An 18,995-nucleotide genomic window follows, 5' to 3' on the forward strand; every position below is an offset into this window, starting at 1 on the left:
AAAACACAAGAAGTGGCTAATATTGAAGCTAAGTTTGCTTTTCAAAAGGGTAAGGATATCATCTACATTACTATGAAAAAATTAATTTCCCTTCCTGATTTTCTAATTCAGCTTCATACGATTGTGAAGCCTTACTATGCAGATGAAGAAGGTAAAAATAATTCCAAACGAGAAGATGCATGTATTATTACTGAATTGGAACGTCATAATGTTAAGCGGCTTATAGATACAGCGTTGGATGAAAGAGATGAAAAGTCATTTTATAAATTGGTAAAGTTACTCTAAAAAAATCAATCATTCCCTACTTATGGGAATATTTTTTTTGGGGAATTTAGAAACAAACCCGTGTCGAGCTTGTACTGTTTTTCATCCAAGCTCCATTAAGCTGCAATTTTTATGAAATGAATACAATGAATCGTTCGATTACGTACGATACGAACGTAAACTGTCAATATTTAACGTATAAGTGAGACAGTGCGGCTTCATAACGGATGTATGAGTCATATAGCAGTTCAGCAAGAAATTTGCCGTTTCATTTTTGTTTTATACTATGTTAGTATAAAAACTAAATTAAGAATAGCTCGAAGGAAAGTAGCCGTTTGAAGCGCGGTAAAATCGGGTAAACTAATGTTGAACCATTTGTAAACGCTTCGTTGTATTACTCTCAAAAAGGTATGCTTTTACGTAAAAAGGAGGTGAATGTGTGCAAGCGTTGGAAACACTTGAACCATATTATATTAAAACATACGATGAACATATTCATATTGTACTGGAAAAAGAGCACTTTACACTACGTATCGATAATGAAGAGTATAAATTTCATTCTGTCATAGCAGATGAAATTATTATTAATCGAAAGACACAGCAGATTGAAAATTTGGAAGATACGGTTGCATTTAAAAAAGACGAAAAAGTGAAGTACTTTAAAATTGGGAAGCTTATTTACATTCCGAAGTTTCTAAACGAATTATCGTATATCGCAGAGCCATACTATATTTATGAACATCAAGAATGTAATGAACAAATCGAGTCGGAAAGCGATCAGTTGTTGAAGAAGCTAGAAAAAGATAATGTGAAGCGATTAATTGATAAAGCATTAGATGATCGTAATGAGAAGGAGTTTTATGCGTTATTAAAACTACTTTAAAAAACGAATGGATACCTGAGGAGGAACCTATATAAGACATACATAAAACAATTCAAATTGTATTGTTTGTATGATGAATTTGAAAATTATATCGTCAAGACGATTAAATATAGAAAATGCTAAAGATTCCAGTAAATATGAAAAAAGAAGTCAAGTCGTCTATCTTAGGATAAAACGTTTGGCTTCTTTTTAAATGGCTCCTATTCGTTACTAGATGTAGAGACATTCATATGGTTCTTTGCAAATGACGTTGGTGATGTGTATTAAGTTCATGAATACGTAATCATGAAGTAGAGCGAAAACATGAAAGTTTGCGCTCTGGTTTCGCTGGCCCTCACTACAGCGAATAGGCTTTCCGCGGTTACTGTCTCAGCTTCTGTCGCTCCTCTATCCGAGGCGCTACAGTGATCTGCGCACGCGTACTATTTCTGCAGGAGTCCGTCGACTTTCGTTCCAGTCAGCTTAAAGAGGGCTAATATCACTATTGCACACACTTCAGTGCTGTTTCATTTGCATTGGAGTGCGTTTCTTTATGTTTTGTATTGTATTTTGATTCTACAGGTTTTTGATTCGATTTTTATCATTCGTGAAGTTTCTGTGCCCATAAGCAACTCGACAAGTGATTTCTCCCCTGGATATGGTTTTCGACCACTTTTATTCTACAGGGAAATTCACTTGTTTTCTATTAGAACATTAAAATGACGTTCGTGAATTCACGAACGTCATATATTGTACAACCATTCATACACGTTTTTTGATTTCATTCAGTCGCTACGTTTCTAAGTAGGGCGCGTGCGCTTTTTTACTAAGTGCCAGGCGAGGATGAAAGGCTCGATACGGAAAAGCAACGCGCTCGATTCACCAGTTATCTACTTTATTTCCATTAACACATCGGTCACTCGTTCTGCGACGAACTTACTCGCGCCAACGTCTTTCACATCCTCCATCATCATTGCGATTAAGATGTCTTGATCTTCTGTGGGGTACCCTATAAACCAGCCATTTTCTTTACCTTCTTCTTCACTTGTTGTTTTAAGCTCTGCTGTTCCTGTTTTTCCTGAAATTGGAAACTCTGCCTTTTGGGCAACCGTGGCTGTTCCGTCAGTAACTACTTTTCGGAGCAATTTTTGTATGCGCTCAGCGTGCGCTTCATCCAGAACTTTTTTGTGCCAAATTTGTCCATCTGCATCGTCAAGCAGTAAAGTTGGTTTTAATAGATTTCCTTTATTTAAAAATGGTGTATAAGCTAGCGCCAAATGGAGTGAGCTGAATTCAATTTGCCCTTGGCCATAGCTTGTATTAGCAAGCAATACTTCGTCATCTATACTTCCACTTGTTGAAATAGTAGAAGCTGTAAACGGATATTCGAAAGGCAATTGTTCACTGAGGCCAAATTGCTTTAACCCGTTTACGTAAGCTGTACTTCCCATTTTTACTGCCTGCATGGCAAAGTAAATATTGTCAGAGCGAACCATAGCACTTTCCAGATCGACGGGATAATCGGTGCCAGATACACGTTTTACTTTATAGTCTCCCCAGCCTTTGTTTCCCCAAGTCAACCCTTTAATTGCTAATCCTTCCTCTGGATCTAAAGAGCCATCCTGTAGACCGATGGCGGCTGATATTGGTTTTATTACGGAACCGGGCGCATATGTAGCTGAGAAACGATTAATTAATGGTTTTTGCGCATCGTTCTCCAGTTTATTCCACAATTCGGAACTTGCATCATACACAATTTCATTCGGATCAAAGGCAGGGCTGCTAACGAGTGCTAATGTTTCTCCTGTTTTAGGGTGAATGGCAGCCGCAGTACCGGCTAATTCATCATAAGCCGCAAATAATTTTTCTTGCGTAATTGTGTCAATCGTTAAGTAAATGTTTTCACCATCTTTAACTTCTTTTTCGGCTAAAACGATTTCTTCGTCTTCTTTCGTTACTGTAATCGTTGCACCTTTTTCTCCTCTTAAACGAGATTCAAACAGTTGTTCCAATCCTCGCTTTCCGATCATATCGTTTGCACCATATGTTTCTGTTTCTTGCTTTTCTAACTCTTCAGCAGTAATTGGACCAACATAGCCGACAAGGTGTGCGGCGGCTTTTCCAGAAGGATAGATCCGTCCAGTTACTTCTTTTCTGTCAATCGATGGAATATTCCATAGTGCATCAGAGGCTTTATCTTTAGGTAGCTTCTTTAATGGTACAAATAAATTCGGTTTTACCCAAGCGGCATTTAACGCTTCGTTAATTGTTTCAATGGATAAATTTAATGCGGAAGCGATCTCCTTTTTTTCTTGTTCTTCATTAACAAATCGTTCTGGAACAATTCCAATTTCATAAACGATGTCGTTAATTGCTAAAGGCATGCGATTGCGATCTAGAATCTCGCCACGATTCGGCTTCGTTGTATTTAAGCTAATTTCTCCACCGTTTTTAATTTCTGGGAAAATGAATCCAGGATCCCACTGAATATACCATTCTTCTTCTTCTTCGCTTTCTTGCAATGTGAGCTGTGCATCATAAGTAAAGGAAATTGGGCCGGCAACGCTATCCATTTCAATGGAGAAGGGAATAGTTGCAGTACCTTCCTTCAAAGCTTCTTTTAAGTAGTCTTCTTTCAATTCGTTGTACGATAACTTTATATTTGTAATTTCCAGATCTTCATATATTTTCAAATAACGATCAATAACTTCTTCCGGTTTATATGTTTGTTTTGATTGTTCGGAGTGCATGTTGTACATCTTTTCAAATGCTTGTTCTTTCCAATGTGTAATGTAAACATCGAACCGCTCATTAGGTGTTGGTTCATTTTTTGAACAGCCAGCAATAGTTACAGTAAGGATGACTGCTATTAGAATAAAGAACTTCTTCATAAAAACCTCCTATTACAAAGTACAGCTTAGACATACGAACAAATTATATAGAGCGTATGAATTTTTTGCTTATTTTATATTAATTGTATATTAGTTTGCTTGCATATGCTGCTTTATTTCTGTTTCGACACGATCGAATTCTTCATGAGGAACGACGTAATACCAAACACCGTTTATCGTTTCACCTGTTCCGTGCAATTCAATTTGCTTTGAATTGTTTCGAACCGATCGATAATTCGTAAATAAAGATTGCATGCGATTCATATTTAAGTCTGTTTTAACGTTTTCACCGACGATATCTAGAATGTTACCTACTTTACTAATGCTGGAAAAGCTCGCAGCATTATCAACAGCAGCAGCTACTACTTTTCGTTGGCGCTCGTTCCTACCTAAATCTCCACGCGGGTCCTTTTTTCTCATTCGAATGTAGTCAAGTGCTTCCGTACCATTCAAATGAATTTCACCCTCTGGGAATTGATGTCCGCCTTGTGAAAATGCTTGTTCGTTTTTAATAGTGACCCCATCAATTGCATCGATCCCTAATTTGAACCCTTCCATATTAACCTTTGAATAGAAATGGACAGGTATTTGAAAGTTCTCTTCTACTGTTTGTACAGACAGCTCGACGCCGCCAAACGCATATGCGTGGTTTATTTTATCCTTTCCATGTCCTGGAATTTCAACGTATGTATCTCGTGGTATGCTGAGCATAAGCATTGCATCTGTTTTAGGATTAAGAGACATTAAAATCATCGTATCTGAACGCCCTTTATCTCCATCTCTTTCATCAACTCCGAGTAATAATAAGTTGACAGATGCGTTGTTTTTAAAAAGAGACTCCACTTCCTTTTGGCGTTTTGGATCTGCTTCCCGATCTAAAGGATCATGCATTTCGGAAACTGTATCCCCAATTTTATCGTATATATAATATAAAAAGCCTCCGACAAGCAAAAGAAATACGACAATGATTCCGCCAATCCATAAAGGCCATTTCCTTTTTTGCTGTTTTTGCTTCTTTTTTACTCTTGACTCCACTTGAATTCTCCTCTTTTCGTATGGTGCCATCGCATTTAAAGTAATTGATCGTAGATGGTCAATCCAGCTACATATAAGTATATAAAAGATTCAATTATTTTGAAACAGTTATTTCCTGGACGACAGCTTGTTTTCTAATAAAAAGAGAAATTTCATAGTGCGCCCAAAAATGAATGTGTCAATTCTTATTTTAAAGATTTTGGGGAACGAATATGTATAGAACGATATATATTCATATGATATAATTCAATTTGAAAGAAGGTGTATGGACTTGATTGGTGAAAAGATAAAGCAATTACGAAAGAATCAAAAAATGTCTATTTCAGAACTAGCCGAAAAAGCAGGCGTAGCAAAGTCGTATTTAAGTTCCATTGAGAGAAATCTTCAATCGAATCCATCGATTCAATTCATGGAAAAAATTAGTGACGTACTAGGTATAACAGTAAATGAGCTAATACGTGATGAAGAAGAAGTGCAGGCAGAGGAACGATTGGATAAGGAGTGGCTTGACCTTGTTCATGAAGCAATGCATTCAGGTGTAACGAAGGATCAATTCAAGGAATATTTAGAGTTTAATCGATGGAAAAATAGACAGGACAATTAATCGTTCGATCTCGCTTCGATACGACTAAGGTCTATTTGTTTGCTTGTATAGAACAAATTGGATTTACGAAAAGAACGAAATTTTCCTTTTTAACATATAGTAATTTAGACAGTAATTATGGCTTTCTGCTGCCACTGTGAAATAAATCCAATTGAATAATGACGTTTTAAATAATTCAATTGGTGAATATATTTAATGAAAGTAGATGACAATTACATTAATTTCCTTTATTATAGAGTGAGTTAATTTAGATTGTATTTATGCTAGGTTTGAGAATGAAAGGCGGATGCTTTAATGAAAGAACAAGAAAAGCTAACAAATATGCTGCGAAAGCTCATTAAAGATACGGAAGCATGTAAAATTAAAACCTCGGATGAAATGATCAGAGCACTTATTAATGAGCTGAATACGGATTATGCAGTTGCAACGAGGTCAATAGCAAATTAAAACGGCAGTGCCTTAGGATGGTTACTGAACAGCAATAGATACTTATCCACTATATTAAACAAATAAGGGGCGTGCATGATGAAACTAATAAAAGCAGTAGACTATACAGACATGAGTAATCTAGCGTGTGATCTAATCGTTCAAAAATTAAAGGATTTAGCTGAGCCTGTACTCGGTTTGGCAACTGGATCTACACCAGAAGGCTTATATGAATGTTTAATTAAAAAAAATAAACAAGGTGAAATTACATTTGAAAATACTACATCCTTTAACTTGGATGAATATATTGGATTAGCGGACGATAATCCAAATAGTTATCATTACTTCATGAATGAAAAATTGTTTGACCACGTAAATATTGCCAAGGAACGTGCGCATGTCCCAAGCGGTGTTGCTAAAGACTTTACCGAAGAATGTGAGCAATATGAAAAAATGATTACAGAAGCAGGTGGCATCGATGTTCAGTTGCTTGGCTTAGGAGTCAATGGGCATATCGGATTTAATGAGCCGGGTACATCATTTTCAAGTCGCACGCATGTAGTGGAGCTTGATGAATCAACAAGGAATGCGAATGCGCACTTTTTTGCTTCTGGCTGGGAAGTTCCTTCTCAAGCGATTTCAATGGGAATTGAAACAATTATGGAAAGTAAAGAAATAATCTTGTTAGCTTCAGGCGAGAAAAAGGCAGAAGCGATTGCGAGATTGCTAAACGGAGAAGTTTCAGAAGCATTTCCAGCGTCAGTTCTGCATAACCATGCTAACGTCACAATCATTGCGGATGAAGCGGCTCGCTCGAAACTTAAGTAATAAATGAATACCAACCATGGTAATACACTTAGAAAAAGGGCTATTATCATGGTTGTTTTTATTCTTACATGTTTACGAGGAAATTTCCTGCTCAGCGTATTGTGCCGTAGTCTTTGAAATTTCTGCTTGGTTTCCAGTTAGTTCGATAATCCATTTAATAAAGGGATCCACTTGATCCAATTGAACAAAAACGTTAAAAGTAACTTGTTCTAGATAATTTATAGAATCTAACATATGATCCGAATTACGTAGTTCGTTTTCAATTTTCCCGAGTAAAGGATAAGCTACTACAATCGAAATTCCTTGCATTAATTTTCTGGAAACAATGCCAGTAGCTTTGATCGCTTTGGATGCCGTACTTCCATAGGCGCGTATTAAACCACCGGCTCCAAGCTTTACACCTCCAAAATATCTCGTTACAACGATTGCAGTATCTTTTAGTTGCTGCTTCTTAATTACTTCTAATATAGGTACACCTGCCGTTCCACTAGGCTCACCGTCATCATTGGCCTTTTGAATATTGTCGTGTTCGCCAATCATATAAGCAGAGCAATTATGCGTTGCATCGTAGTGTTTTTTCTTTATTTCTTGAATGAATATTTGCGCTTCTGCCTCTGTTTCCACTCGTTTAACATAGCCGATGAATCGTGACTTTTGAATAATTTGTTCCTCAAATCCGTATGCATTTACTGTATAATAGTGTTGTAGCATTGAGTGTGCCTCCTAAATAAAAAGAGTCTATCTTTGGTTTACAATACATTAAAACAGGGAATTTAAATTTTTTAGTACAATTAATGATAGATGAACAACGAGCAATTTATTTGGAAACCCCTGAAAAAGCAATCTCTTTTCGTATAGTATACCATAGGTTGGTGAAGGCTTATGATTCAAAAATCAGCGACAGGAAAATTAAATAAGTCAAACGAGAAAGAACTGGATCATATTATTCATGAAATGGTCGACGTTGTAGAAAACAGTAAAGATGAAATATTTAATATTAGTGAGGAATCTAGAAAAGAACATGAATTATTAAAGGAAGAGCTACAACAAACGAAAAAGAAAGTAATTGACTTTATTGAAAAAGGCGACAAGTTGGAAGCAACCGTTCGAAAATCAAGACAGCGGCTTTCCGAAGTTAGTAAGTATTTTGATAAATATTCCGAAGCTGAAATTCGTGAAGTATATGAAAAAACGCATACATTACAAACAGACTTAGCTATGCTGCGCCAAGAGGAAAAATCGTTACGTGTAAAACGTGATGAACTCGAACGAAGATTGGCCAGACTCTCGAAAACGATTGAACGTGCGGAAGGATTAGCTCGAAAGATAACGGTCGTCCTTACATATTTGCATGACGACTTCAGTCACGTAAACGAATTAATAGAAGAAGCAAAAGAGAAGCAAGAATTTGGATTGAAAATTATTGAGGCTCAAGAAGAAGAGCGGAGAAAAATCTCTCGAGAAATTCATGATGGTCCAGCACAAATGCTAGCGAACATACTCCTCCGATCCGAAATTGTAGATTTAGCATTTCGAGAAGGGAGCATCGAAAAAGCACTACAAGAAATACAAAGCGTTAGAAAAACAATACGTAGCTCACTCTATGAAGTGAGAAGAATTATTTATGACTTACGTCCAATGGCGCTTGATGATCTCGGATTAATTCCTACACTAAAGAAATATATTTCCACAATTTCTGAATACCACAAAATGGATATTGATTTTATTTCATTAGGGGAAGAAAAACGACTGCATCAAAAGTATGAAGTTGCCTTTTTTCGGCTCGTACAAGAATCGTTACAAAATGCAATAAAGCACGCAAAGGCTACCAATATAAAAGTGAAGCTAGAGATAAGAAATAATAAGCTATCTATGATCATCAAAGATAATGGCAAAGGCTTTGATCCAAAGGTTATAAAGGATAACTCGTTCGGCTTGATTGGTATGAGAGAAAGAGTAGAAATGCTGGATGGCGAGCTAGAAATAGATTCGGCGATTGGAAAAGGAACAACGATATATATTGCTGTACCTTCTGACTCACTTAAGTAATTAGCAGCAACACAGCATTAATATAAGAAAGTTTTTTTGAGTAAAAAGTCTCCTTTATAATTTTGACATTAAACCGATATACAATTATGACATCTAGAAATGGAAGCGAATCCGTTATTAAATAAAATAAGTGCAGTAGCAGGAGGAAGTTAATAAATGAATACAGATAAAATAATTTCGATCGTCTTAATAGATGACCATAAGTTGTTTCGTGAAGGAGTTAAGCGAGTGCTGGAATTTGAGCCTCGATTTAATGTAGTGGCTGAGGGCAGTGATGGCGATGTAGCATCTACGTTAGTGAAGGAATATAATCCAGATGTTGTATTAATGGATATTAATATGCCAAATACAAACGGAGTCGAGGCGACGAAAGAGCTTCTTGAGCATTTTCCGGATACGAAAGTAATAATATTATCCATTCATGATGATGAAAGCTATGTAACACATGCACTGAAAACAGGCGCTCAAGGTTATTTATTAAAAGAAATGGATACCGATTCGCTCATCGAAGCAATTAAAGTAGTTAATGATGGCGGCTCATACCTTCACCCGAAGGTTACCCATAATTTAGTAGAAGAATATCGAAGACTCGCACTTGAAAACAGTTCAGTTGGATCTGGAAACGCTTTAGAATACCGAAAGCCACTCCATTTACTTACGAAAAGAGAATGCCAAGTGCTTCAGTTGCTTGCGGAAGGAAAAAGCAATCGTGCAGTAGCTGAAACATTATACATTAGTGAAAAAACAGTGAAAAACCATGTTAGTAACATTTTACAAAAGATGAATGTAAATGATCGTACACAAGCTGTAGTTACCGCAATTCGCAATGGTTGGGTAGAAGTTGTATAATAAATAAAATAGATATTATATAGAGCAGGGTGAGAAGCGATGAAAGTAGCGGTTGTAACAGATAGTACGGCATATGTCCCAACTGAACTGAGGGAAAAATACGACATCCATATGATTCCGTTAAGTGTCGTATTTGGATCGTCTGCATACCGAGAGGAACAAGATATTTCTACTGAGGAATTTTATGCGAAAGTGAAAAATACCGAGCAATTGCCAACGACATCTCAGCCTTCTGTAGGTGCATTTGTAGAATTGTATGAGGCACTTGCGAAGAAAGGGTACGAAGCAATTGTATCGATTCACTTGTCTAGCAAATTTAGTGGCACGTATAATGCAGCTAAAAGTGCTGGTGAAATGGTTGATACCATTGCTGTGCATGCGTTTGATACGAAACTAAGTGCAATGGCCCAAGGCTTTTTCGCACTAAAAGCTGCAGAATTAGTGTGCCAAAACAAATCTGCACATGAAGTGATTAACAATCTGGAAGCGATGAGAAGCAATGTACGGGCGTACTTTATGGTAGATGATTTGAGTCATTTACAGCGCGGAGGACGTTTGTCAGGCGCTCAAGCTTTGGTAGGAAGCTTATTAAAAGTAAAACCCATTCTACACATCGTTGAAGGGGAAATTGTTCCGTTTGAGAAGATTCGCACACGCAAAAAAGCACTACAACGAATAATAGATATGCTAGAAGAAGACGCTGAAAAAGGGAATGTACGCCAAGTAGTATTTATCCATGGAAACGATGAACCATCGGCGCTTGCGCTTCGTGATACGTTTGCAGCGAAGTACCCATCCATTGATACAGTAATTAGTTACTTTGGCCCTGTCATTGGAACCCATTTAGGCGAAGGTTCTTTAGGTGTTTCTTGGTATACGGAAGCTTAATTTAATTGGGTTTTCGGATAAGTGTATGGAAAAATTAAGATTGATCTCCGACACGAGTGAATGGGCTAAGAGTCAAGCTGGAGCCGGAGGAAAGAGATTAGTGAGATCTCAGCATAGCACAAGGAGGCTCACCAACCGCCAGCGTAAAGCGAATAGATTCCGAACGGCGCTTAAACGTTGGTGAAAATACCTCCAGTTCCATTTTTTCTAAAGCCTATTAAATTGTACATGTGATCCGTATGAAACTACTAGCCAGCAAAAATGGTTGGTAGTTTTACTTTATCAATAATAGAAAATTATCTGATTATACGAGGAGAGGATAAAACTGGATAAAGACAAACCATTATACCCCGAGTATGAAAAAAATGAGGAACATGAGCTTGCTTCCCTTTATGCTGGGAAATTACTACTCCGAACGGAAATCGCTTTGCAACAATCTACATTTCAACACCTCCTTCAGCATTCTCACTTTGTTTCTATCCCTTCTATTAAAACGCGTTTATTTACACACGAATGTCAGCGCTGCAGAAATCGAAAACATTACTTATTCGGATCAATCCCTTGTCCATTATGTAAAAAAGAGCATCTGTATTGCAGAAATTGTATTCGTATGGGGCGAGTGCTAGCTTGCGAGCCTCTTTATTATTGGACAGGAGCAGCACCACAGTGGCCAAAGCATGCGAATCCTTGTAATTGGGAAGGACAACTAACAGACGCGCAACAATCCGCAGCAAACCGCATCGTACAAGCTATTCGTACAAATGAAAAGGAAGTACTCGTATGGGCCGTATGTGGTTCAGGAAAAACAGAAATGCTCTTCCCAGGGATAACAACGGCATTGCAACTTGGCAAGCGTATCTGTATTGCAACGCCGCGCGCCGATGTCGTAAGGGAACTATTACCGAGACTGCAAGAGGCGTTTCGATCAATCGACATTCAAGCACTATATGGAGGAAGTCGCGATAAAAGCGGTACTGCACAGTTAATACTTTCTACGACGCATCAACTGCTTCGATATAAAGCGGCTTTTGATGTAATAATTATCGATGAGATAGATGCATTTCCTTACCATGCCGATCCTGCTTTGCCATACGCCACCAATCGTGCTGCGAACCAAAAACATACAAAGATTTATTTAACGGCTACGCCAAGAAAAGCAGACCAAAGGCGAATTGCAAATAGAAAGCTCCCGCATATTTTTGTCCCTACTCGCTTCCACGGTCATCCGTTACCCGTCCCTGCATTTGCGATGTGCCATTCCTTGAAAACTAATTTAAAACATGGGAAAATGCCATCTCCGTTTGTTCGTTGGCTTACAAAACGAACAAAGCCCCAGCGACAAATTCTTATATTTGTTCCAACGATTGAATTGGCCGCACGACTACGCCAGAGCTGCGCAGCATTGTTTTTGCGTCAACGATTAATTAATACAAATCGTGCAATTACATCAGTTCATTCGCAAGACGTAAAGCGAGAGGAAAAGGTGGTGGCTTTCAGAAAAAAGCACCTTTTTGCGCTTTTAACGACTTCTATATTGGAACGAGGAGTAACCTTCCCATCTGTTGATGTCGTCGTTTTGCAGGCTGATCATAATGTGTTTGATTCTGCTGCCCTAATACAAATAGCTGGAAGAGCAGGAAGAAGTCCGCACGATCCAGAAGGAGAGGTTGTATTTTTCCACGAAGGCAAAACAAAAGCAATGGTTCATGCCCTGCATTCTATTAAAGCGATGAATATACGGGGAGGATTTTCAAATAAATGAGTTGCTTATGGTGCAATCAAGAAATAATTCAAGAAATAAGTTGGAAAAACGTGTTTAAATGGGAAGAACGACTATTGCTCTGTACCGAATGCTTCAGTTCTTTAGAAGTGGTGTCTGAACATCGGTGCAGGCGTTGTAGTCGTAGCACAACAGGGGGCGAATGTAAGGATTGTATTTGGTGGAAACACTATAGTCGTTTTAATGATCCATTAACATTTAATGTTTCTATATTTGTATATAATGAGCTCATGCAAGATATTGTATCCCATTGGAAATATCGAGGTGATTATGTGTTAGGTACTGCTTTCCAATCGATTTTCAAAAATGTATTTATCCGTAATTTCCCATCTTTTAAAAGCTATACGATTGTACCCATTCCATTAACTGAAGAGCGTCGATTAATAAGAGGCTTTAATCAAGCAGAAGTATTAGCGAGCTTTTTACCTAAAGCGTCATCTAAATTGTTAATTCGTCATAGTAGTGAAAAGCAAGCAAAAAAGACGAGAAAGGAACGTCTCTCTGCTACGAATCCGTTTAAACAAGTAGAGACTGTTAACAACCCAGTCATTCTGGTCGATGATATATATACAACAGGATCAACATTAAGACATGCTGCTCAATTATTAAAAGAAAATGGATGTCCGAAAGTAGTTTCCTTTACACTCATTCGGGGATAGTGGTCTTTTTGCAATTCGTGTTATAATGTTGATGACAAATCGGAGGTTATATCATGGTTGAATTAGGGAATTGTACACGGTGTGATGCTGTTTTTGCTAAATCGATACGAGATATTTGCCAGGCGTGCTATCAAGAGGAAGAGGAAGCGTTCAAGGTTGTTTATCGCTTTTTATCAAAACAGAAAAATCGTGAAGCGACGATTCAGGAAATCGTAGAGCACACAAGTGTAGATGAAGACTTAATTATTAAGTTCATAAAAGAAAAAAGACTGCGAAGCTCACAGTTTCCTAATCTTTTTTACCCGTGCGAAAAATGTGGGGCTAGTATTGTTGAAGGACGATTATGTCACGATTGCTCTGAATCCTTACTAAAAGAGCTTCACATTCAGGAGCAGTTGGAAGAACGCTCAGAGCAAAGAAAACAGAAAGAACAAGATCATGCAGCAATTTACTATACATTAGACAAACATAAATTAAATAAAAGGTAAAAAAAGGTTGAATGTGAAACGGTATTAGCCGATAAATAGAATAAGGGGAATTGGATACGGAAATAAATTTTCGTTTTAGAACGGAGTGATCTAATGAAAATACAAGGCACTAATTTGCCAAAGTTAAATGCGTATAAGCAACAGCTTCAGAAGCCGGCGCATAGACAACAGGAAGCTAACCGAAATGATCAAATAAATATTTCGAATGAGGCAAAACAGCTTCAGGAAAGCAGTATAACCAATTTAAGAAGATCCGAATATATTCAAGAAATAAAAAGAGCAGTGGAAGCAGGAGAATATACGATCAATGTTGAAAAAACAGCGCAAAAAATGATCGATTTTTGGTCGACGCGGATATAAAGGGAGGACAACGCATGGCCATTCAAACGATTATACAGCCAATTGTAAAACTTATTGACATTCATAAGTATTTAATGAAAATCTCTGAACAAAAGACAGCAGTGATAAAAGAAGGAGCTGTTGATGAACTGCATTCTCTTTTAACGAAAGAGCGAAAATATATTCAGCTTCTAGAGCAAATAGAAGCGGAACGAGCGAAACATGTTAACGCATGGTTTTCTAACCAGAATATTCAAGGAGAAGATGTGCAGTTAACGGTAACTTCCATGCTTGATACTTTGGAGAATGAACGTGATAGAACAGAATTAGCTAATTTGACAACGGAGCTAACGAATACAATTACAAGTTTAAAGCAGCAAGAGCAATTAAATCGGGATTTAATTGCCCAGTCTATGCAGTTTATCCACCTATCATTGGATATGCTCCAGCCTACTATCCAAAATATGAACTACAATAAACAACAGACAACATCGAGCACGCCAAAACGATCTGTTTTTGATTCCAAAGCGTAGCGAATAACATACAAATGAGAAGGAGTACAAATAATGAGTACATTTCACGGACTGGAGATGGCTAGACAAGCCCTCTTTGCACAACGTTCTGCATTATATACGACGGGTCATAACATATCCAATGTGAATACAGAAGGATATTCCAGACAACGCATCAATTTTCAAACTGCATCTCCTTATCCCCCGGCTGCTTCGCGTACACAATCCCATCATCCCGGACAAATGGGAACAGGAGTAGATATTGGCTCTGTGCAACGAATTCGGAATCAATTTCTTGATTTTCAATACCGAGCGGAAAATGGAAAAATGGGGTATTGGAATGAAAAAGCTGAAGCGCTTAGTCGGATGGAGGAGCTACTAAATGAACCTTCAGAAAGTGGATTAGCCAAAACGATGGATGAATTTTGGCAGTCGCTGCAAGATTTAGCTGTGAATCCGGACAATTCCGGAGCAAGATCTGTTGTCGTAAATCGTGGACTTGCAGTAGCCGAATCGTTTAACCACATATCGAAATCGCTTCATTCGATTCGTACTGATTTACATAATCAAATAAGTGTTATGGTAAATAATGACCCGAACGACAATGACAAAAAATCTACAATCAATTCATTATTAAAGCAAATTGACGAGATAAACGAACAAGTACAAAAAATTGAACCTCATGGCTATTTACCTAATGACCTATATGACAAGCGTGACTTATTAATTGACGAGCTATCTCAAATCGTAAATATTCAAGTGGAATACCATGAGAGTAGCGACAGTTCATTAAAAATAGCCGATGGGCTTGTAGCAATTAAACTCGTAGATTCATCTGGTCAACCATTAAAAGCTGGTGGCAATGATGTGTACGCAATTGAGATCGATGCGGATAACAACCGAACAGTAAATGAATTTAATATTGAGTTTTCAACTGTTTCAGGTAGTTTAAAAGAAGTAACAGCTGTTCAAGTCGGAAATACACAACTTAACTTGCCCTTACAAACAATCGGTGCATTGCAAGGATTAATTGAAGCGTACGGTTCGGAGGAAAACGGGACTGTAATAGGCGATTACCCAACTATGCTCGGCGAATTGGACACCATTGCAAAGCAACTTGCTGATGCTTTTAATGCACAGCATCAGTCAGGGAGAGACAATAACGGTCAACCAGGGGTATCGTTTTTTACCTTTGACAATAATGGTATAGGCTCAGCGAGTCAAATTACTATAAATACAACTTTAATTAATGATCCAAACTTGGTCGCCGCAGGTGCTGCAAACATGGGGTCACGTAATGGTGACAATGCTTTGGCACTAGCAAAGGTCTTTGATGAAAAAATAAATGCTCTTGATAACGCTTCAATAAGGGACTATTACGCCTCTGTAATCGGCAAAATGGGCGTGCAAGCACGGGAAGCAAATCGGATGACAGGTAATACAGAAATTTTACTTGGTCAAGTAGAACGTGAACGGTTAAGCACAAGTGCGGTCTCTTTAGATGAAGAAATGTCAAACATGATTAAATTTCAGCATGCATACAATGCCGCCGCTAGAAGCATGACTGCAGTAGACGAGTTACTCGATCGTATTATTAACAATATGGGACTCGTAGGAAGATAAAAGCGAATAGAATGTACGAGGGGGAATGAGAGTGCGAGTTACGCAAAATATGCTTTCAAATAATATGTTACGGCAGTTAATGCATAGTCAGACAAAAATGGATAAATATTTAGAACAATTGTATACAGGTAAAAAAATACGTAAACCATCAGAAGATCCTGTAGTCGCCATGAAAGGGATGAACTATCGTACTCAAGTTACGGAAGTGGAGCAGTATAAGCGAAATACAGGAGAAATTCATAACTGGATGGATAATTCCGATGCGGCTTTAGACAAAGCGACAAAAGCAATGCACCGGCTAAGTGAGCTTGCCGTACAAGCGAGTAATTCACCTTATGGCAGTGCGGAAAGAAACAGTATAAAGGAAGAGGCTTTCCAATTAAAAGAACATCTTATTGAAATTGCCAATACAAAGGTAAATGGGAAGCATATTTTTAATGGTACAGATACAGATCAAGCTCCGGTCGATACGAATAATGGAACATATCCACAATCTACTACTCCAGTTATGATTGAAGTGTTTAAGGATATAAAAATACAAGCGAACGTAGAGCCTGAGAAAGTATTTACGGAACAATTGTTCGATACAGTCCAAAGCTTTATTGATGATTTGGAAAATGACAATGTCGCTAATATTTCCAGCCATATTGGAACGTTGAATGATCGTACCGCTGATATTATTAATGCTCGTGCAGATCTTGGCGCACGCATGAATCGATTAGAACTCGTAGAAAATCGCCTTGATGAACAGGAGGTCATTGCTAAAAAAACGATGTCCGAAAATGAAGATGTACATTTTGAAGAGGCGATAACTAATTTAATTACACAGGAAACACTTCATCGTGCAGCTTTAGCAGCGGGATCAAGGATTATTCAACCATCCTTGCTCGACTTTCTCCGATAAGGCGGTGTATACAGCCACGTTATACAAGCGATGATTTCATATGGAGCTTACTCTGTCTCTTACGAATTTTAGAGGACAGGGTTTTGCTGTTTTTTTTGCTTTTCTATTTCGTTCTTATAATCAATGAACTCGTACAGACCAACAATATGAATCTGATCGAGAAAGTATAGGTGACCGCTTTTTTGCAGTTGAATTACAATGTTTACAGTTAGGAAGGGGGCTTGTTGAATGCAGTTTCCTAGATTGCAAATGGAGTCGCAACGTGCACAAATAGTAATACAGCAACAGGCTGGTAAACAGACAATTCAGCAACCTGCTGCTCGGTTGTCGATTGAACAGCCGAAAGCAACATTGACTATTAAAACAAAGCCTTCAAAACTAACTATTGATCAATCACAAGCGTGGGAAGAAATGAATTTAATGAGCACAAAGCAACACATTAAAAAGCAAGCAGACACGGGGATGAATAATGCGTTAGAAGGAGCTGGAAGAAGAGCAGAGCAAGGCACACAGCTGATGCGTATTGAAACAAAAGGAAATCCGATTAAAGACCAAGCCTACGTGAATGGTTCCACACAACAAAAGCGAATTGGAATGAAGTTTATCCCATCCCCATTCGCCGTAAAAATAAATTATGAACGTGCAGATGTTGATATTTTTGTGAAAGTGAATCGACCAACTATACAGGCGACACGAAATCAACCTGAACTGCACTATGAACGTGGAAAGGTCGATATTGCGATGAAGCAATACGCCAAGTTAACAATAAATGTTGCTGAGCATACATACGTGCGATAGTTTCCATAATGAAAAAGGCAATGAGAGGTGACTCCGTTTTATGCTTATTAAAACAAAATATCTTGGAGACGTTGAAATTGAACAGGAAAAAATCATTCAATTTCCAGAAGGCCTACCGGGGTTTCAAGATGAAAAAATGTTTGTACTATTAAATATTCCAGGTAATGAAATGTTTCAAGCTTTGCAATCGATATGTACCCCGATGCTAGCTTTCATTATTACGAATCCGTATCAATTTTATAAAGACTATACGTTTGATTTGGTACCATCGATCGTTGAAAAATTACATATTCAAAAGCCGGAAGATGTTGCTGTTTATACTATTGTTACTATTAAAGACCCCTTTCATAATAGTACGATAAATTTAAAAGCGCCTCTTATTATTCATTCAAAAAATAAGCAAGGAAAACAATATATATTAAGTAAAGAAGAATATTCTGCAAAGGCTCCCATCGCTCCTACTAAATCGAAAGTTCGAAAGGAGCGGAAGGAATGTTAGTTTTATCCCGAAAAAAAGGTGAAGCAATTCTAATTGGCGAAAACATAGAATTGAAAATTATAAGCATTGAAGGCGATCAAATAAAATTAGGGATACGTGCACCTTCATCTGTTGAAGTATTTCGTAAAGAACTTTATGAATCGATACAAAATGAAAATAATGAGGCGGCGAACGCTCCGCTTGAGCTGCTCCCATTGCTGCAACAGAAAAAGGAAAACAAGGACGATTTTTAGGCTAATATTCCTATTTACGCAATATTCATTAACAATTGTGCCCATTTGCCGATATATCTTATAAGATAGAATTTAAGATGACGGGGAGTTGAATGGGCAATGCAGATGGATAAAGTGTCAACGAGTTCGAGTACACGTTTTTTGTATAACAATGATTATATAAACAATCGCATACCGAGTATAAATCGGATAGCGAATCAAAGCAACGTAGAAAACGAACGAAATGATGAGACAATTCGTATTGAAGATGTTGAAACAATCGTTGATCAAATGAACGGCTTTATTGATCCATTGCAAACAAACCTAAAGTTTGTACTACATGATGAATTGAATGAGTATTATGTCACAGTCGTAGACCCGGTAACAAGTGAAGTAATTAAAGAAATTCCACCAAAAAAAATGCTCGACATGTACGCAGCGATGGCTGATTTTATGGGCATTTTAATAGATGAAAAGATTTAAAG

The 18,995-nt window shown here is 37.7% G+C and carries 22 protein-coding genes; 19 read left to right on the forward strand and 3 right to left on the reverse strand.

The genetic code is table 11. From position 1 onward, the window contains the following. The coding region (locus ACLIBH_RS07050; RefSeq protein WP_439315996.1) for an IDEAL domain-containing protein at positions 1-285 on the forward strand (285 nt) is incomplete at its 5' end. Between the two features lie 418 nt (positions 286-703). Then, complete coding sequence (locus ACLIBH_RS07055; protein ID WP_439315997.1) at positions 704-1,147, forward strand: IDEAL domain-containing protein; 444 nt, start codon at positions 704-706, stop codon at positions 1,145-1,147. An 869-nt stretch (positions 1,148-2,016) separates the two neighbouring features. Here ACLIBH_RS07055 and ACLIBH_RS07060 read toward each other — a convergent pair. After that, the gene (locus ACLIBH_RS07060) at positions 2,017-4,017 is read right to left on the reverse strand and encodes a penicillin-binding transpeptidase domain-containing protein (RefSeq protein ID WP_439315998.1); all 2,001 of its coding nucleotides are present in this window, start codon (positions 4,015-4,017) and stop codon (positions 2,017-2,019) included. Positions 4,018-4,107: 90 nt separating this feature from the next. Beyond that, complete coding sequence (locus ACLIBH_RS07065; protein WP_439315999.1) at positions 4,108-5,052, reverse strand: LCP family glycopolymer transferase; 945 nt, start codon at positions 5,050-5,052, stop codon at positions 4,108-4,110. Between the two features lie 271 nt (positions 5,053-5,323). Between ACLIBH_RS07065 and ACLIBH_RS07070 the strand changes: the two genes are divergently transcribed. The 3 genes from ACLIBH_RS07070 to nagB all read left to right on the forward strand — a co-directional run bounded on the left by ACLIBH_RS07070 (position 5,324) and on the right by nagB (position 6,910). Next, complete coding sequence (locus ACLIBH_RS07070) at positions 5,324-5,656, forward strand: helix-turn-helix domain-containing protein (RefSeq protein ID WP_439316102.1); 333 nt, start codon at positions 5,324-5,326, stop codon at positions 5,654-5,656. Positions 5,657-5,950: 294 nt separating this feature from the next. Continuing rightward, entirely contained in the window at positions 5,951-6,103 is a 153-nt protein-coding gene (locus ACLIBH_RS07075; protein WP_439316000.1) for a hypothetical protein, read from the forward strand. Between the two features lie 78 nt (positions 6,104-6,181). Then, positions 6,182-6,910, forward strand: coding sequence for a glucosamine-6-phosphate deaminase (nagB, locus tag ACLIBH_RS07080; RefSeq protein WP_439316103.1), 729 nt, complete (start codon positions 6,182-6,184; stop codon positions 6,908-6,910). A gap of 72 nt (positions 6,911-6,982) precedes the next feature. Here nagB and ACLIBH_RS07085 read toward each other — a convergent pair whose 3' ends face one another. Continuing rightward, a complete protein-coding gene (locus tag ACLIBH_RS07085) occupies positions 6,983-7,621 on the reverse strand; it encodes a YigZ family protein (protein WP_439316001.1) in 639 nt (212 codons plus the stop codon). A gap of 171 nt (positions 7,622-7,792) precedes the next feature. Between ACLIBH_RS07085 and ACLIBH_RS07090 the strand changes: the two genes are divergently transcribed. The 14 genes from ACLIBH_RS07090 to flaG all read left to right on the forward strand — a co-directional run bounded on the left by ACLIBH_RS07090 (position 7,793) and on the right by flaG (position 18,993). Further along, positions 7,793-8,959, forward strand: a complete 1,167-nt coding sequence (locus ACLIBH_RS07090; protein ID WP_439316002.1) for a sensor histidine kinase — start codon at positions 7,793-7,795, stop codon at positions 8,957-8,959. Between the two features lie 156 nt (positions 8,960-9,115). Then, positions 9,116-9,808 carry a response regulator gene (locus tag ACLIBH_RS07095; protein ID WP_439316003.1) on the forward strand — a complete coding sequence of 231 codons (693 nt, stop codon included), beginning with the start codon at positions 9,116-9,118 and terminating at the stop codon, positions 9,806-9,808. Positions 9,809-9,847: 39 nt separating this feature from the next. Then, positions 9,848-10,696 carry a DegV family protein gene (locus ACLIBH_RS07100; protein WP_439316004.1) on the forward strand — a complete coding sequence of 283 codons (849 nt, stop codon included), beginning with the start codon at positions 9,848-9,850 and terminating at the stop codon, positions 10,694-10,696. 610 nt (positions 10,697-11,306) lie between these two features. Next, entirely contained in the window at positions 11,307-12,458 is a 1,152-nt protein-coding gene (locus ACLIBH_RS07105; RefSeq protein ID WP_439316005.1) for a DEAD/DEAH box helicase, read from the forward strand. Next, positions 12,455-13,135 carry a ComF family protein gene (locus ACLIBH_RS07110; protein ID WP_439316006.1) on the forward strand — a complete coding sequence of 227 codons (681 nt, stop codon included), beginning with the start codon at positions 12,455-12,457 and terminating at the stop codon, positions 13,133-13,135. Before ACLIBH_RS07105 ends, ACLIBH_RS07110 begins: the two co-directional genes overlap by 4 nt. Positions 13,136-13,188: 53 nt before the next feature. Further along, positions 13,189-13,623 carry a TIGR03826 family flagellar region protein gene (locus ACLIBH_RS07115; protein WP_439316007.1) on the forward strand — a complete coding sequence of 145 codons (435 nt, stop codon included), beginning with the start codon at positions 13,189-13,191 and terminating at the stop codon, positions 13,621-13,623. Between the two features lie 93 nt (positions 13,624-13,716). Further along, complete coding sequence (gene flgM / locus ACLIBH_RS07120) at positions 13,717-13,983, forward strand: flagellar biosynthesis anti-sigma factor FlgM (protein WP_439316008.1); 267 nt, start codon at positions 13,717-13,719, stop codon at positions 13,981-13,983. A gap of 14 nt (positions 13,984-13,997) precedes the next feature. After that, positions 13,998-14,495 carry a flagellar protein FlgN gene (locus ACLIBH_RS07125; protein ID WP_439316009.1) on the forward strand — a complete coding sequence of 166 codons (498 nt, stop codon included), beginning with the start codon at positions 13,998-14,000 and terminating at the stop codon, positions 14,493-14,495. 33 nt (positions 14,496-14,528) lie between these two features. Then, the gene (gene flgK / locus ACLIBH_RS07130; protein ID WP_439316010.1) at positions 14,529-16,097 is read left to right on the forward strand and encodes a flagellar hook-associated protein FlgK; all 1,569 of its coding nucleotides are present in this window, start codon (positions 14,529-14,531) and stop codon (positions 16,095-16,097) included. Between the two features lie 31 nt (positions 16,098-16,128). Next, complete coding sequence (gene flgL / locus ACLIBH_RS07135) at positions 16,129-17,001, forward strand: flagellar hook-associated protein FlgL (protein WP_439316011.1); 873 nt, start codon at positions 16,129-16,131, stop codon at positions 16,999-17,001. Between the two features lie 228 nt (positions 17,002-17,229). Further along, positions 17,230-17,799, forward strand: a complete 570-nt coding sequence (locus ACLIBH_RS07140) for a DUF6470 family protein (protein ID WP_439316012.1) — start codon at positions 17,230-17,232, stop codon at positions 17,797-17,799. Positions 17,800-17,839: 40 nt separating this feature from the next. Continuing rightward, positions 17,840-18,298: a flagellar assembly protein FliW gene (fliW, locus tag ACLIBH_RS07145; protein ID WP_439316013.1), complete on the forward strand. Its 459-nt coding sequence runs from the start codon at positions 17,840-17,842 to the stop codon at positions 18,296-18,298. Continuing rightward, positions 18,292-18,531 (forward strand): carbon storage regulator CsrA, encoded by a 240-nt coding sequence (gene csrA, locus ACLIBH_RS07150; RefSeq protein WP_439316014.1) that lies wholly within the window; start codon positions 18,292-18,294, stop codon positions 18,529-18,531. The genes fliW and csrA overlap by 7 nt, the downstream gene beginning before the upstream one ends. Positions 18,532-18,630: 99 nt before the next feature. Continuing rightward, positions 18,631-18,993, forward strand: coding sequence for a flagellar protein FlaG (gene flaG, locus ACLIBH_RS07155; RefSeq protein WP_439316015.1), 363 nt, complete (start codon positions 18,631-18,633; stop codon positions 18,991-18,993). The last annotated feature ends 2 nt before the right edge of the window (positions 18,994-18,995 follow it).

Source organism: Virgibacillus sp. W0430 (assembly GCF_051846935.1).
Classification (GTDB): Bacteria; Bacillota; Bacilli; order Bacillales; family Amphibacillaceae; genus JBPYCR01.